Source organism: Oricola sp., assembly GCF_022763245.1.
Lineage (GTDB): Bacteria > Pseudomonadota > Alphaproteobacteria > Rhizobiales > Rhizobiaceae > Oricola.
The window spans coordinates 595,034-608,662 of sequence record NZ_JALEGV010000041.1; the positions used below are offsets into that span (position 1 = coordinate 595,034).

At 65.7% G+C, this 13,629-nt stretch carries 14 protein-coding genes; 9 read left to right on the top strand and 5 right to left on the bottom strand.

The genetic code is table 11. The features are described from left to right. Nucleotides 1–42: 42 nt before the first annotated feature. The 4 genes from rbfA to MRY80_RS23495 all read left to right on the top strand — a co-directional run bounded on the left by rbfA (nucleotide 43) and on the right by MRY80_RS23495 (nucleotide 3,288). Nucleotides 43–450: a 30S ribosome-binding factor RbfA gene (gene rbfA, locus MRY80_RS23480; protein WP_293293703.1), complete on the top strand. Its 408-nt coding sequence runs from the start codon at nucleotides 43–45 to the stop codon at nucleotides 448–450. A gap of 9 nt (nucleotides 451–459) precedes the next feature. Beyond that, nucleotides 460–753, top strand: a complete 294-nt coding sequence (locus tag MRY80_RS23485) for an HNH endonuclease (RefSeq protein ID WP_293293705.1) — start codon at nucleotides 460–462, stop codon at nucleotides 751–753. A 53-nt stretch (nucleotides 754–806) separates the two neighbouring features. Next, nucleotides 807–1,787, top strand: coding sequence for a tRNA pseudouridine(55) synthase TruB (gene truB, locus MRY80_RS23490; protein ID WP_293293707.1), 981 nt, complete (start codon nucleotides 807–809; stop codon nucleotides 1,785–1,787). A gap of 76 nt (nucleotides 1,788–1,863) precedes the next feature. Next, entirely contained in the window at nucleotides 1,864–3,288 is a 1,425-nt protein-coding gene (locus MRY80_RS23495) for an aldehyde dehydrogenase family protein (protein ID WP_293293709.1), read from the top strand. Nucleotides 3,289–3,312: 24 nt separating this feature from the next. Here the strand turns inward: MRY80_RS23495 and MRY80_RS23500 are convergent, their stop codons facing one another. Further along, nucleotides 3,313–3,888: an NAD(P)H-dependent oxidoreductase gene (locus MRY80_RS23500; protein WP_293293710.1), complete on the bottom strand. Its 576-nt coding sequence runs from the start codon at nucleotides 3,886–3,888 to the stop codon at nucleotides 3,313–3,315. A gap of 137 nt (nucleotides 3,889–4,025) precedes the next feature. Here MRY80_RS23500 and rpsO point away from each other — a divergent pair, with 137 nt between their 5' ends. From rpsO to MRY80_RS23520, 4 genes are all read left to right on the top strand, one after another. After that, the gene (rpsO, locus tag MRY80_RS23505) at nucleotides 4,026–4,409 is read left to right on the top strand and encodes a 30S ribosomal protein S15 (protein WP_293293712.1); all 384 of its coding nucleotides are present in this window, start codon (nucleotides 4,026–4,028) and stop codon (nucleotides 4,407–4,409) included. 238 nt (nucleotides 4,410–4,647) lie between these two features. Then, the gene (gene pnp, locus MRY80_RS23510) at nucleotides 4,648–6,777 is read left to right on the top strand and encodes a polyribonucleotide nucleotidyltransferase (protein WP_293293714.1); all 2,130 of its coding nucleotides are present in this window, start codon (nucleotides 4,648–4,650) and stop codon (nucleotides 6,775–6,777) included. A gap of 67 nt (nucleotides 6,778–6,844) precedes the next feature. Continuing rightward, complete coding sequence (locus MRY80_RS23515; protein WP_293293716.1) at nucleotides 6,845–7,273, top strand: VOC family protein; 429 nt, start codon at nucleotides 6,845–6,847, stop codon at nucleotides 7,271–7,273. Then, entirely contained in the window at nucleotides 7,270–8,277 is a 1,008-nt protein-coding gene (locus MRY80_RS23520; RefSeq protein WP_293293718.1) for a class I SAM-dependent methyltransferase, read from the top strand. The genes MRY80_RS23515 and MRY80_RS23520 overlap by 4 nt, the downstream gene beginning before the upstream one ends. A gap of 61 nt (nucleotides 8,278–8,338) precedes the next feature. Here the strand turns inward: MRY80_RS23520 and MRY80_RS23525 are convergent, their stop codons facing one another. Next, nucleotides 8,339–8,968, bottom strand: a complete 630-nt coding sequence (locus MRY80_RS23525; protein ID WP_293293720.1) for a TetR/AcrR family transcriptional regulator — start codon at nucleotides 8,966–8,968, stop codon at nucleotides 8,339–8,341. Nucleotides 8,969–9,033: 65 nt separating this feature from the next. Here MRY80_RS23525 and MRY80_RS23530 point away from each other — a divergent pair, with 65 nt between their 5' ends. Continuing rightward, entirely contained in the window at nucleotides 9,034–9,753 is a 720-nt protein-coding gene (locus MRY80_RS23530; RefSeq protein WP_293293722.1) for an SDR family NAD(P)-dependent oxidoreductase, read from the top strand. A 96-nt stretch (nucleotides 9,754–9,849) separates the two neighbouring features. Here MRY80_RS23530 and MRY80_RS23535 read toward each other — a convergent pair whose 3' ends face one another. From MRY80_RS23535 to fabB, 3 genes are all read right to left on the bottom strand, one after another. Next, nucleotides 9,850–11,397, bottom strand: a complete 1,548-nt coding sequence (locus tag MRY80_RS23535; RefSeq protein WP_293293724.1) for a bifunctional diguanylate cyclase/phosphodiesterase — start codon at nucleotides 11,395–11,397, stop codon at nucleotides 9,850–9,852. Nucleotides 11,398–11,541: 144 nt separating this feature from the next. Next, entirely contained in the window at nucleotides 11,542–12,351 is an 810-nt protein-coding gene (gene fabI / locus MRY80_RS23540) for an enoyl-ACP reductase FabI (RefSeq protein ID WP_293293726.1), read from the bottom strand. Between the two features lie 17 nt (nucleotides 12,352–12,368). Continuing rightward, entirely contained in the window at nucleotides 12,369–13,589 is a 1,221-nt protein-coding gene (gene fabB, locus MRY80_RS23545) for a beta-ketoacyl-ACP synthase I (RefSeq protein WP_293293727.1), read from the bottom strand. Nucleotides 13,590–13,629: the final 40 nt, after the last annotated feature.

The following is a 13,629-nucleotide window of genomic DNA, read 5'->3' on the forward strand; positions in this document are numbered from 1 at the left end:
CTCCGGTTCGATCCCGCGAGGCGAAGAGAACAGAGTTGAACCATGTCACGTTTTGAACAGTCGAAAGGCCCGTCCCAGCGCCAGCTGCGCGTTGGCGAGCAGGTCCGTCATGCCCTGACCGAGATCATCCAGCGCGGCGAATTGCGCGATCCCGTGCTCGAAAGCGTCGTGCTTTCGGTCAACGAGGTGCGCATGTCGCCGGACCTGAAGATCGCTACCGTCTTCGTGACCGCGCTCGGCCGCGAGGACATGGATCCGGTGATCAAGGCGCTGGCGCGCGAAGCCAAGTTCATCCGCGGTCGTGCGTCCCACGCCTTGAGCCAGATGAAATACATGCCGCAATTCCGCTTCCGCGCGGATACGAGCTTCGACAATTTCTCGAAGATCGACGAATTGCTGCGTTCGCCGGAGGTCGCGCGCGACCTCGCACACGACGACGAGGAGGAATGAGCGCACGCGATGGCAGGCGCGCGGGCTGACGACACGGGCGAATGCTGGCTGTGCGGCAGGCAACTCGGGCCGCGTGTCGAATGGCACCATCCGGTGCCGAAGAGCCGGGGCGGTCGCGACACGGTGCCGGTTCACCCCATCTGCCACGCCGCCATGCACCGGCATTTCACCAATGCCGAGCTCGCCGTCTTCGGCGACGATGCCGCCGCGCTTCGCCGTCAGGAGGCCATGGCCGCCTTCCTGCGCTGGATCGCAGGCAAACCACCGGGATTTCACGCGCCGACGCGCAAGCGCCGCACGTGATTTCGTGTCAATGAACCGGCCGCATCGGATGCGGCGGACCGAAAGTGAAGAAGATGAGCCGTCAGAGAAAGAAGAAGGGCAGGCCGGTATCAGGCTGGCTGGTGCTGGACAAGCCGCTGGGCATGGGCTCCACCGATGCGGTGTCCAAGATCAAGTGGCTGTTCAAGGCGGAGAAGGCCGGCCATGCCGGCACGCTCGATCCGCTCGCCTCCGGCATCCTGCCGATCGCGCTTGGCGAGGCCACGAAGACGGTGCCCTATGTGATGGACGGCGCCAAGGTCTATCGCTTCACGGTCCAGTGGGGCGCGGAGACGGCGACCGACGACGCCGAGGGCGAGGTGCTGAACACCTCCGACACCCGGCCCGCCCGCGAAGCCGTCGAAGCGCTGTTGCCGGCCTATACCGGCACGATCCAGCAGAAGCCGCCGGCCTATTCGGCGATCAAGATCGCCGGCGAGCGCGCCTATGACTTGGCGCGCGGCGGCGAGGCCGTGGATATTCCCGCCCGCGAGGTGGAGATCGAAAGCCTGAAGATCGTCAGCCACACCGACGACCGCACGGCCTTCGAGGTCGATTGCGGCAAGGGCACCTATGTGCGTTCGCTCGCCCGCGACATGGGGCGCGACCTCGGCTGCTACGGCCATGTGGTCGAATTGCGCAGGACCGTGGTCGATCCCTTCGACGAGGAGGATGCGGTGGCGCTGGAAGATCTGGAGAAGGCCGCCGACGCAGCCGCGCCGGCCAAGGTCGAAGGCGAGGAAGACCCGGCGGCGTCGGCCGCCCGCATGGCGGCGCGCTTCGCCGTGCTCGATGCCCTGCTGCTCGACACGGGCGAGGCCATGGACGGCTATCCGCAGATCGTGGTGGCGGGCGACCAGGCCAACCGCATCCGGCTCGGCAACCCTGCCATCCTGCGCGGCCGCGACGCGCCGCTGCCGGCCGAGGACGCCTGCGCGTTCGAACATGGCAAGCTGCTCGCGATCGGCGAGATCACGCAGGGCGAGTTCCGGCCGCGCCGCGTTTTCAAGACCTGACGCAAAGGTGTTTTTTCGCCAGTTTTCCTGCCCTGCGAAGCGGTGTAACGATGCGGAAAAACGAAAAGGAATGACCATGATCGAGAAACGGGATTTCTACATCGACGGCGCCTGGGTTGCGCCTGAAGCGCCGCATGATTGCGAGGTCGTCGATCCGGCCACCGAGGAGGCCTGCGCGGTCATCTCGCTCGGCGCCGAGGCCGACGTCGACAAGGCCGTCGCCGCCGCGCGCCGCGCCTTTCCGGCCTGGGCCGCGACCCCGCTGGAGACACGCATCGCCTTGCTCGAAAAGCTCGATGCGATCATGCAGTGCCGCATCGGCGAGCTCGGCGAGGCGATCTCGCTGGAAATGGGCGCGCCGATCGATTTCGCCACCGGCGACCAGGCGGGCTGCGGTCCGTGGCACATGTCGGGCTTCCTGGAAGGCGCCAAGCACATCGCCTGGGAAGAGCCCTTCGCGGACGGCCAGGTCATCGTGCGTGAGCCGATCGGCGTCTGCGGCCTCATCACGCCGTGGAACTGGCCGATCAACCAGATCGCGCTGAAGGTCTATCCCGCGCTTCTGACCGGCTGCACCTGCGTGCTGAAGCCGTCCGAGATCGCGCCGCTGTCGGCGCTTCTGTTTGCCGAATTCGTCGATGAGGCCGGCTTCCCGAAGGGCGTCTTCAACCTCGTCAATGGCGACGGTCCGACCGTCGGCGAGGCGATGTCGCATCATCCGGACATCGACATGATGTCGTTCACCGGCTCGACGCGGGCCGGCGCGCTCGTCACCAAGGGCGCGGCCGACACGGTCAAGCGTGTCACGCTGGAACTTGGCGGCAAGTCGCCCAACATCATCTTTGCCGATGCCGACCTGCCCAAGATGGTGCGCCGTGGCGTCAACCACTGCATGGAAAACACCGGTCAGTCCTGCAACGCGCCGACGCGCATGCTGGTCGAGCGCCTGGTCTATGAAGAGGTCGTCGGCCTTGCAAAGGACGCAGCCGAGGCGGTGAAGGTCGGCAATCCGCGCGAGCATGGCGACCATATCGGTCCGCTGGTCTCCCAGGCGCAGTTCGACAAGGTGCAGGGCCTGATCGAGACCGGCATCGCCGAGGGCGCCCGCCTCGTCACCGGCGGCATCGGCCGTCCGGACGGCATGAACCGCGGCTATTACGCCCGCCCGACCGTCTTCGCCGACGTCGACAACCAGATGACCATCGCCCGCGAGGAGGTCTTCGGACCGGTGCTGGTGATGATCCCCTTCGAGGGTGAGGAAGAGGCGGTCGAGATCGCCAACGACACGCCCTACGGCCTTGCCGCCTATCTGTCGACCGGCGACGCCGAGAAGGGGCAGCGCGTCGCGCGTCAGCTGCGCGCCGGCATGGTCCGCGTCAACGGCGCCGGCTTTGCCGCCGGCCATCCCTTCGGCGGCTACAAGCAGTCCGGCAACGGCCGCGAGGGCGGTCGGTGGGGCATCGAGGACTTCCTCGAGGTCAAGATCGTCAGCGCCCGCTGAGTCAAGGCGCCCGGCGGGAGGGGATCATCGCCCCTTCCGGCCGAGCGCGCGCATCTCCTTCAGCCGCGCCGTCAGCTCCGCCGGGCTGGCGGCCTCCGTCCCGCCGATGATCGTCGTGCGCACCGGCCGCATGCCGGAAAAGCCGAGGATGTTCTGCCTGAGCGCGTGCAGCGAATGGGCGTGGAAATAGAGCCGGTAGAACAGCGACGGCATCCCCATTGTCACGACGATGCGCGCCGACCGGCCTGTCAGCTTCGCCGTCCAGCCGCTCCGGTCCACCTCCATCGCGAAGTCGCGCCGGAACACCTGCTCCAGGAACGCCTTTAGATAGGCCGGCAGCATACCGTGCCACAGCGGGTAGACGAGGAAGACGTGATCGGCCCAGCGGATGGTGTTCTGCGCCTCGCGGATCACCGGCGGAACATAGTCGGCCATGAAATCCTCGCGCGTGCGCACGATCGGGAAGTCCAGCATGCCGACGGTGATCGTGCGGACCTCGTGGCCGCCCTCGCGTGCGCCGTCGCCATAGGCCGTCGCCAGCGCATGGGCGTAGCGCTGCGGCGAGGGGTCTGGATGTCCGTTGATGATGCAAATCCGCACTGCTGTCGCCCTTCTGCCTGCGCCTCCCGTCCGGCAGGGTAGGCGAAGGGCCCCGGCGCGCGCATTGACGTCGCTCAGTTGCGCCGTAATCGCCCCCTTTCCGGCAGGCCCTCGACATTTCCCCTTTCATCGCCTATATGCGCGCCAGCATTTTCGAAGATGCGAACAAAGGCCCGTGCTGGACGACATCCCGGCACAGGGCGTCTCACCTCAACAACATGGGGCTTGCCCCGCCAAAGAAAGGACACACGATGTCGATTACGCCTGAGCGCAAGGCTGAACTCATCCAGAAATACGCGACCAAGGCCGGCGACACCGGTTCGCCGGAAGTCCAGGTGGCGATCCTCACCGAACGGATCACCAACCTGACCGAGCATTTCAAGGGCCACAAGAAGGACAACCATTCCCGCCGCGGCCTCCTGAAGATGGTCTCGCAGCGCCGCAGCCTTCTGGATTACGTGAAGCGCAAGGACGAAGCCCGTTACAAGACGCTGATCTCCGAACTCGGCATTCGTCGCTGATACGAGGCGGACCGGCCTGGCCGGTCCGCCTTCGCCTTTCCGGATGGCGTGAAACCGGAACCACCGGCCGGCGGCCGACGTGCCGCCGCCAGACCCGAGGGAGCTTCGGGGCAGGATTGCCGGCTGCTTGAGCGTGAACCAAGCATCCTGTCGTCTTGCCCGTGGCTCGTTCAAAACGAAGTCGGGATCCGTCCGCCGCCGATCGGCTGCGCGGAGGGTTCCACAACAAGGACAAGACATGTTCAACAACCACAAAGTCGAAATCGAATGGGGCGGCCGTCCGCTCATTCTTGAAACCGGCAAGATCGCCCGTCAGGCCGACGGCGCCGTCATGGCCACCTATGGCGAGAGCGTCGTGCTCGCGACCGTCGTCTCCGCCAAGGAGCCGAAGCCGGGCCAGGACTTCTTCCCGCTGACCGTGAACTACCAGGAAAAGGCGTTCGCCGCCGGCAAGATCCCGGGCGGCTACTTCAAGCGCGAGGGCCGTCCGTCCGAAAACGAGACCCTCGTTTCGCGCCTGATCGACCGTCCGATCCGCCCGCTCTTCCCCGATGGCTACAAATGCGACACGCAGGTCATCATCACCGTTCTCCAGCATGACCTGGAAAACAATCCGGACGTGCTGGCCATGGTCGCCGCCTCCGCCGCCCTGACGCTGTCGGGCGTTCCCTTCATGGGCCCGATCGGCGGCGCCCGCGTCGGCTACATCAACGGCGAATACGTGCTGAACCCGCATGTCGACGAGATGGAAGAGAGCATTCTCGACCTCGTCGTCGCCGGCACCACCGACGCCGTCCTGATGGTCGAATCGGAAGCCAAGGAACTGGACGAGGAAACCATGCTCGGCGCCGTCATGTTCGGCCATCGCGGTTTCCAGCCGGTCATCAACGCGATCATCAAGCTGGCCGAGGTTGCCGCCAAGGACCCGCGCGACTTCTCGCCGGAAGACCTTTCCGCGCTGGAAGGCGAGATGGAAAGCCTCGTCTCCGACGAACTGGCCCAGGCCTACACCATCACCGACAAGCAGGCCCGCTACGGCGCCGTCGACGCCGCCAAGGCGAAGGTGAAGGCGCATTTCGCTCCGGCCGAGGGCGAAGATGCCAAGTGGACCGGCGAACAGGTCGGCTCCGTCTTCAAGTCGCTGCAGGCCAAGGTCGTGCGCGGCAACATCCTGAAGACCAAGACCCGCATCGACGGCCGCGACCTGCAGACGGTCCGCCCGATCGTCTCCGAGGTCGGCGTCCTGCCGCGCACCCACGGTTCGGCCGTGTTCACCCGCGGCGAGACCCAGGCCGTCGTCGTGGCGACGCTGGGCACCGGCGAGGACGAGCAGTTCGTCGATTCGCTGATGGGGACCTACAAGGAAACCTTCATGCTGCACTACAACTTCCCGCCCTATTCGGTCGGTGAGACGGGCCGCATGGGTTCTCCGGGTCGCCGCGAGATCGGCCACGGCAAGCTGGCATGGCGCGCCATCCACCCGATGCTGCCGGGTTCCGACGAGTTCCCCTACACGCTGCGCGTCGTCTCCGAGATCACCGAATCCAACGGTTCGTCCTCGATGGCCACCGTCTGCGGCACCTCGCTGTCGCTGATGGATGCCGGCGTGCCGCTGAAAGCGCCGGTCGCGGGCATCGCCATGGGCCTGATCAAGGAAGGCGAAGACTTCGCCGTCCTCTCCGACATTCTCGGTGACGAGGATCATCTCGGCGACATGGACTTCAAGGTGGCGGGCACGTCCAACGGCGTCACCTCGCTGCAGATGGACATCAAGATCCAGGGCATCACCGAGGAGATCATGCAGGTCGCTCTCGGCCAGGCCAAGGACGGCCGCCTGCACATTCTCGGCGAAATGGCCAAGGCCCTGTCGGAAAGCCGCGCCGAACTCGGAGAGTTCGCCCCGCGCATCGAGCAGATGCAGATCCCGGTCGACAAGATCCGCGACGTCATCGGTTCCGGCGGAAAGGTGATCCGCGAGATCGTCGAGCAGACGGGCGCCAAGATCAACATCGAGGACGACGGCACGGTCAAGATCGCATCGGCCTCCGGCAAGGAGATCGAGGCGGCCAAGAAGTGGATCCACTCCATCGTCGCGGAACCGGAAGTCGGCGAGATCTACGAGGGCACGGTCGTCAAGACCGCCGATTTCGGCGCCTTCGTCAATTTCTTCGGCCCGCGCGACGGCCTGGTCCACATCTCCCAGCTCGCGCAGGAACGCGTCGGCAAGACCACCGACGTCGTCAAGGAAGGCGACAAGGTCTTCGTCAAGCTGATGGGCTTCGACGAGCGCGGCAAGGTCCGCCTGTCCATGAAGGTCGTCGACCAGGACACCGGCAAGGAAATCCCGCGGGAAGAAAAGGCCGGCTGATCGGCCGAGCTTTGACGGTTCAGGGCGCGGGGCAAATTGTCCCGCGCTTTTTCTTTGCGGAGACGACATGGAGTTCAACGCGCTCATTCCCGAATTTGCGGTCGCCGACATTGCGGCGAGCCTCGACTTCTATGTCGGGCTGCTGAACTTCAAGGTGGAGTACGACCGCCCGGAAGAGGGGTTTGCGTTTCTCTCGTTTGGGCGCGCGCAGTTGATGCTGGATCAGATCGGCGTCGGTCGAACTTACGAAACCGCGTTGCTGGAGCGGCCGCTCGGACGCGGCTGCAACCTTCAGATCGAGGTGGGGTGCTTGCAATTGGATACGATGCTGAACGCGCGCGCTTCTGTCGAGACGCCGCTGTTTCTTCCGCCGGAGGAAAAATGGTACATGGTCGGCGATGTCGAGTGCGGCCAGCGGCAATTCGCCGTCATGGACCCTGACGGTTATCTGCTCCGATTCATGTGCGATCTCGGCAGCCGCGGGGCAGCAGCATGAGCGGCGCCGTCGAAACCCTGTTCCTGCCCCTTGCCTCCGGCGATATCGACTTGCCCGGCGAGGGCGTGCGTCTGGCCTTCCTGAACGCCGCCGCGCCGCAAACGCCGCCGGTTGACGCGCTCAAGGCGGCGCTCGCTTGCGAGCAGGGCTTTCGGCCGCAATTCCTCGCGCTCGAACGGGCAGGCTATGCCGTCGCGCCGGACCTGGAAGGCGATGGCTTTGCCGGCTGTCTCGTGCTGGTCGGCAAGCACAAGGGCGAGAACCGCACCATGATTGCGCGCGCCTGCGGCCTCGTTAAACCGGGCGGCGTCATCGCCGTTGCCGGCGACAAGACGCTCGGCATCCAGCCCTTGCGCAAATGGGCGGGCGACCGCGTCGCCATCGATGGATCGTTGGCCAAGCATCACGCCACGGTTTTCTGGTTTGCGTCGCCCGGCAGCGATGCCTTCGCCGACGCCGTCGAAACGCCGGCCCTTGTCGAAGGCCGTTTCGAAACCGCGCCCGGCATGTTTTCGGCGGGCAAGGTCGATCCCGGATCGGCCTTGCTGGCTCGCCATATCGGCGAGCGCGTCACTGGAGCCGTCGCCGATTTCGGCTCCGGCTGGGGCTATCTGTCGGCCTGTGTGCTCGAGAAGGGCCGGCCGCAGAGCCTTGCCCTGTTCGAGGCGCATCACCCGTCGCTGGAGGCCGCTGAGCGCAATCTGGCGCCGCTGGCGGGTGACATCCCGCTGGAGGCGCGGTGGATCGACCTCTCCTGCGAGCCCGTCGAACGCCGTTTCGACTGGATCGTGATGAACCCGCCCTTTCATGCCGGCCGCGCCAGCGAACCGGACATCGGCAAGGCCTTCATCGCCGCCGCATCCAAGGCGCTGAAGCCCGGCGGCCGCCTGCTGATGGTCGCCAACCGCAAGCTGCCCTACGAACAGGCGCTCGCCCAGGGCTTCCGGCGCGTCGAGGAAAAGCAGGTCGATGCCGGGTTCAAAGTGATCGAGGCGATGCGCTGAGACGATCGGACGTCGCGCCCGGCGTGTCCACGCTGGCGGGAAGCCCTGAGCGGAGCCACCTTCATCGTCCAACACTTGCCAGATGGGCCCGGCACATGGCCTTGAGGTCGGACTTCAGGCCCGAGATCTCTTCCGGATCGAGCCCGCGCTCAAAGGCATTGCGGACAGCACCGTAGATCACGGTCGTCAACAAGAGGTTCAGCCGGCTGGCGTCGTGCGCGGGCAGGTCTGCCGCCTCCCGGAACATTGCCGTGGTCGCCCTGTCCACGCGTGCCGCAAAGGCATGCATGAGCGCGTCATTGTCCAGTTCCGCCACCGACCGGTAGAGCGCTTGCGTCAGTTCGACACGCTCGGTCTTCACCGCCCAGTAGGTATCGATCAGCGCTTCGGCGGCCTCTGCGAGAGGCTGCGCGCGCATCCGGGCGCAGGTGCCCTCCACCCGCTCCGCCAGCGCCGTCAGGAAGCGGTCGTTCAGCGCATGGACGAGCGACTGCTTGTTGGGAAAATACTGATACATCGTGCCGACCGAGACACCCGCGCGTTCGGCCACGCTGGTGGTCGTCAGTCCGGCCATGCCGCGCGACAGCAAAACCTGAATCGTCGCCTCGAAGATCGCGTCCACGGTGACCCGGGATCGCGATTGAGCCGGCGTTTTCCGGGGCTTCAGGGCCTTCGGCGGTTGCGGTGCCATATGCGAATCCCAAATGTGAATGATCCTTCATATAATCGGGCGAAATCCGAAGGAAGGAAAGATCTGTGAGACATTCGCGTGTCGCGCTCGTGACGGGCGCCAACAAGGGTATCGGGCTCGAGATCGCCCGCAAGCTGGCGGGCGCCGGGGTCCATGTCCTGCTCGGCAGCCGCGACAAGGCGCGCGGTGACGCTGCCGCGGCCGGGCTGGCCGAGGCCGGGTTTTCCGTCGAGAGCCTGCATCTCGATCTGGATGCCGCCGAAACCATCGCCGCCGCCGCGTCCGCGATCGAAGCGCGGTTCGGTCGCCTGGACATCCTCGTCAACAATGCAGGCATTTTCGATTTCGCCGACGCGGCGCCCGGCAGCGCCTCGGTCGAGGCGGTTCGCCGGGTCATGGAGGTCAACTTCATCGGGGCGCTGGCCGTCACGCAGGCCATGCTTCCGCTGCTGCGTTCCGCGCCGGGGGCGCGCATCGTCAACCTGTCGAGCTCCATGGGCTCGTTGACCGAGAATGCCGACCCCGAGGCCCCCTACTACGCGCAGCGCTTCATCGGCTACAACGCCTCCAAGGCGGCCCTGAACATGCTGACGATCCAGTTGCATGAGGAGTTGAAGGGCGAAGGCATCCAGGTGAATTCGGTCAGCCCCGGCTTCGTCAAGACCGATCTGACCGGCTACGGGGAGATGACGCCGGAAGAGGGTGCCCGGCTGCCCGCCGAATATGCCCTGAACGCCGCGGTCGGCGGTCGCTTTGTGGAGCCGGACGGCACGACGCCCTGGTAGATGTCATACGCGGGGGGATGCTGCCGTTGAGGTTTCGACCGGTCGTCGCTCTGGGCGCGTCTCGCCGCGCGACGAAGAGCGAAAAGGACGCCGGGATCAGGCGGCCACTTCCTCGCGCTCTTCGGCCATGCTGGCCACATGCTCCTCCGGCCGCACCGGCTTGCCGAAATAGTAGCCCTGCATCAGCGTGCAGCCGGCCGCGTCCAGAAGGGCGACCTGTTCCTTCGTCTCCACGCCTTCGGCCAGCACCTCGGCGCCCAGCGCATGCGCCATGTTGACGATGGTCGTCACCAGCGTGGCGCCGTTTTCGCGCTCGCCGAGCCGGGTGATCAGCGAACGGTCGAGCTTCAGCTTTCCAAACGGCAACTCGGCCAGGTAGCCGAGGTTCGAATAGCCGGTGCCGAAATCGTCGATCGAGATGGAACAGCCCAGATCGGTGATCCGGTCGAATTTCTTGCGCACCTTCACATGGTCGAGGATCAGGATGTTCTCCGTGATCTCCAGCTCCAACCGCTCGGGCAGCATGTTGTGCTTGCGCATGATGGTGGCGAGCTTGCGCACGAAACCCGGCGCGTCCAGCTGTTTCGGCGAGACGTTGACGGCGATCTTCGTTCCCGGCGGCAGGTGGCGGGCGTCCGCGCAGGCCCTGTCCAGGGTCCACAGGCCAAGCTGGTTGATCAGCCCGCAATTCTCCGCGACCGGAATGAACTCGGTCGGCGGAATGTTGCCCTTTTCCGGGTGGTTCCAGCGCAGAAGCGCCTCGTAGCCGACCGTCATGCCGCTGCGATTGTCGACCTGCGGCTGGTAGACCAGTTCGAAATCGTCGGTTCCGATGGAGGTGGAGAGCTCCCCCTCGATCCACTTGCGATAGGTGTCCGTCTGGGTCATCTCCGGGTGGTAGATCGCCCAGTTGCCGAGGCCGCTGGCCCGCGCGGTCGTCCGCGCCAGGTTGGTGCGGCGAAGCACGGTGGAGATCGAGCGCCCGTTGTGTCCGAGTTCGGCGAGCCCCGCCGTGCAGAACACCGGGATGACGGTGTTGTCGATCTTGATCGGCCGGGCCATGTCTTCCAGCACCGCCGACATGATGGCGTGCAGTTCGTGGTCGTCATGTCCGGCTTCGAAGGCGAAGGCGAACTCGCTGCCGGCGATGCGGGCCGCCGGGCCGAGGTCGCCGACGAGGCGGCGGATGCGGCCGCCGACAAGATGCAGCACCAGGTCGCCGGTTTCGGCGCCGTGACGGTCGTTGATTTCGCGAAACGCGTCGATCTCGATGGAGACGAGCATCCAGCGCGACAGTTTCCTGTTCTTGCCCGTCGGTGCGTGATCGACCAGCGATCCGATCTGCTTTTCGAGGCCGAGCCGCGACAGGAGCCCGGTCGTCGGATCGGTGGCGATCGCCGCCTCATAGACCTTGCTGGCTTCGTCGGTGCCGGCGAAATAGGCGTGGGCGCATCCCGCGCCGGCGAGCGCCGCCAGCGCCGCGACGACGGCCGTCAGCGTGCCGGTCTCGGGCGAAGAGATGTCGCCCAGCCGGCTCATCATCGCCGCCCACAGCGCGAGCGAAGCCGCTCCGAATCCGCTGGTCACGATCGTGATCAGCCGAAACAGCCAGGAACGCGATACAACGGAACGACGACGCGTCATGAAACCCCCGCACTCACGCAGAGATCGCACGGCAATCCCTAAGAAGCGGTTGCGTTGCGGGAGAATATTCCCTAGCGGCACGGACTCTGTCGCCGGGCGGGCGGTGTTTGCGCCGCCCGGGACACGCGTCGGTCGTGGCGGGTCCTATTTCGGGTCGAGCTTGCGCAGTTCGTCCATCGAGGGCATCGACATGATGTTGTAGCCGGAATCCACGTAGTGGATCTCGCCGGTCACGCCGCTCGACATCTCGGAGAGAAGGTAGAGCGCCGACTGGCCGACCTGGTCGATGACGATCGGGCGGCCCAGCGGCGACACCCGTTGCTGATAGGAGAAGATCTGGCGCGCGTCGCCGATGCCGGCGCCCGCGAGCGTGCGCACCGGTCCGGCCGAGATCGCGTTGACGCGCACATTGCTGCGGCCGAAATCGGCGGCCAGGTAGCGCACCATCGCTTCCAGCGCCGCCTTGGCGATGCCCATCACGTTGTAGTTCGGCATCACCCGCATCGAGCCGCCATAGGTCAGCGTCAGGAGCGACGCGCCGTCATTGAGCAGCGGCGCGGCCAACTGGGCGACCTCGGTGAAGGAATAGGCCGAGATGACCATGGTGCGCGAGAAGTTCTCGCGCGTCGTCACGTCGAGATAGCGGCCCTTGAGCTGCGTGCGGTCGGAAAAGCCGATGGCGTGGACGAGGAAGTCGAGGCCGCCCCATTCGCTCTTCAGCGTGTCGAACACGGCCGCCGTGCTCTCGGTGTCTTCCACGTCGCAGGGGATCAGGAGCTTCGAGCCGATCTCGTCGGCCAGCGGCTTGACGCGCCGCCCGAACGCCTCGCCCTGGTAGGTGAGCGCGATTTCCGCACCCTGGTCGGCCAGCGCCTTGGCGATGCCCCAGGCGATGGAGTGGTCGTTGGCCACTCCCATGATCAAGCCGCGTTTTCCCGCCATCAGCCCGTTCATAGTGTCGTCCTTTCAGGTCAGCCGTTGTACCGCTGGAAGACCAGCGTCGCATTCGTGCCGCCGAAGCCGAAGGAGTTCGACAGGACGGTGTTGACCTCGGCGTTGTCGATGCGCTCGCGCAGGATCGGCATGCCTTCGAATTCTGGGTCGAGCGTCTCGATATGCGCGCTCTCGCCGAGGAAGTTGTTCTGCATCATCAGGATCGAGTAGATCGATTCCTGCGCGCCGGCCGCGCCGAGCGAGTGGCCGGTCAGCGATTTCGTCGACGAGATATACGGCATGTCGTCGCCGAACACCTCGCGGATCGCCCCCATCTCCCGGCTGTCGCCCACCGGCGTCGAGGTGCCGTGCGTGTTGATGTAATCTACGCCACCATCGACAGTCGCCAACGCCTGCCGCATGCACCGCACCGCCCCTTCTCCGGAGGGGGCGACCATGTCGTAGCCGTCGGAGGTGGCGCCGTAGCCGACGATTTCGGCGAGGATCTTCGCGCCGCGCGCCTTGGCGTGCTCCAGCTCTTCCAGAACGAGCACACCGGCGCCGCCGGCGATCACGAAGCCGTCGCGGTTCGCGTCGTAGGCGCGTGATGCGCGCGGAGCGTTGTCGTTGAACTTGGAGGACATGGCGCCCATGGCGTCGAACAGGTTGGACATCGTCCAATCGAGATCCTCGTGCCCGCCGGCAAAGACCATGTCCTGCTTGCCCCACTGTATGAGCTCATAGGCATTGCCGATGCAATGCGCCGAGGTCGAGCAGGCCGACGAGATCGAATAGTTGACGCCGTGGATCTTGAACCAGGTGGCGAGCGTCGCCGAGGCGGTCGAAGACATCGCCTTCGGCACGGCGAACGGTCCGATGCGCTTCGGCGAACCCTTCTCTCGCGTCGTGTCCGCGGCCTCCACGATGGTGCGCGTGGAGGGGCCGCCGGAGCCCATGATGATGCCGATCCGTTCATCGGTGATCGTGTCGGCGGAAAGCCCGGCATCGGCGATCGCCTGTTCCATGGCGACATGGTTCCACGCGCCGCCCTTCGACAGGAACCGCATCGCGCGGCGATCGACGAGTTCGCTCGGATCGAGCGTCGGCGCGCCCCAGACCTGGCAACGGAACCCGTGCTCGGCGAAATCCGGCGATTGGCTGATGCCCGATTTCGCATCGCGCAACGAAGCGGTGACTTCCTCGGCATTGTTGCCGATGGACGATACGATACCAAGCCCTGTAACGACGACGCGTCTCATGAGAGGCTCCCTGGCGTTTGCTGCGGAACGGCATCCGTCC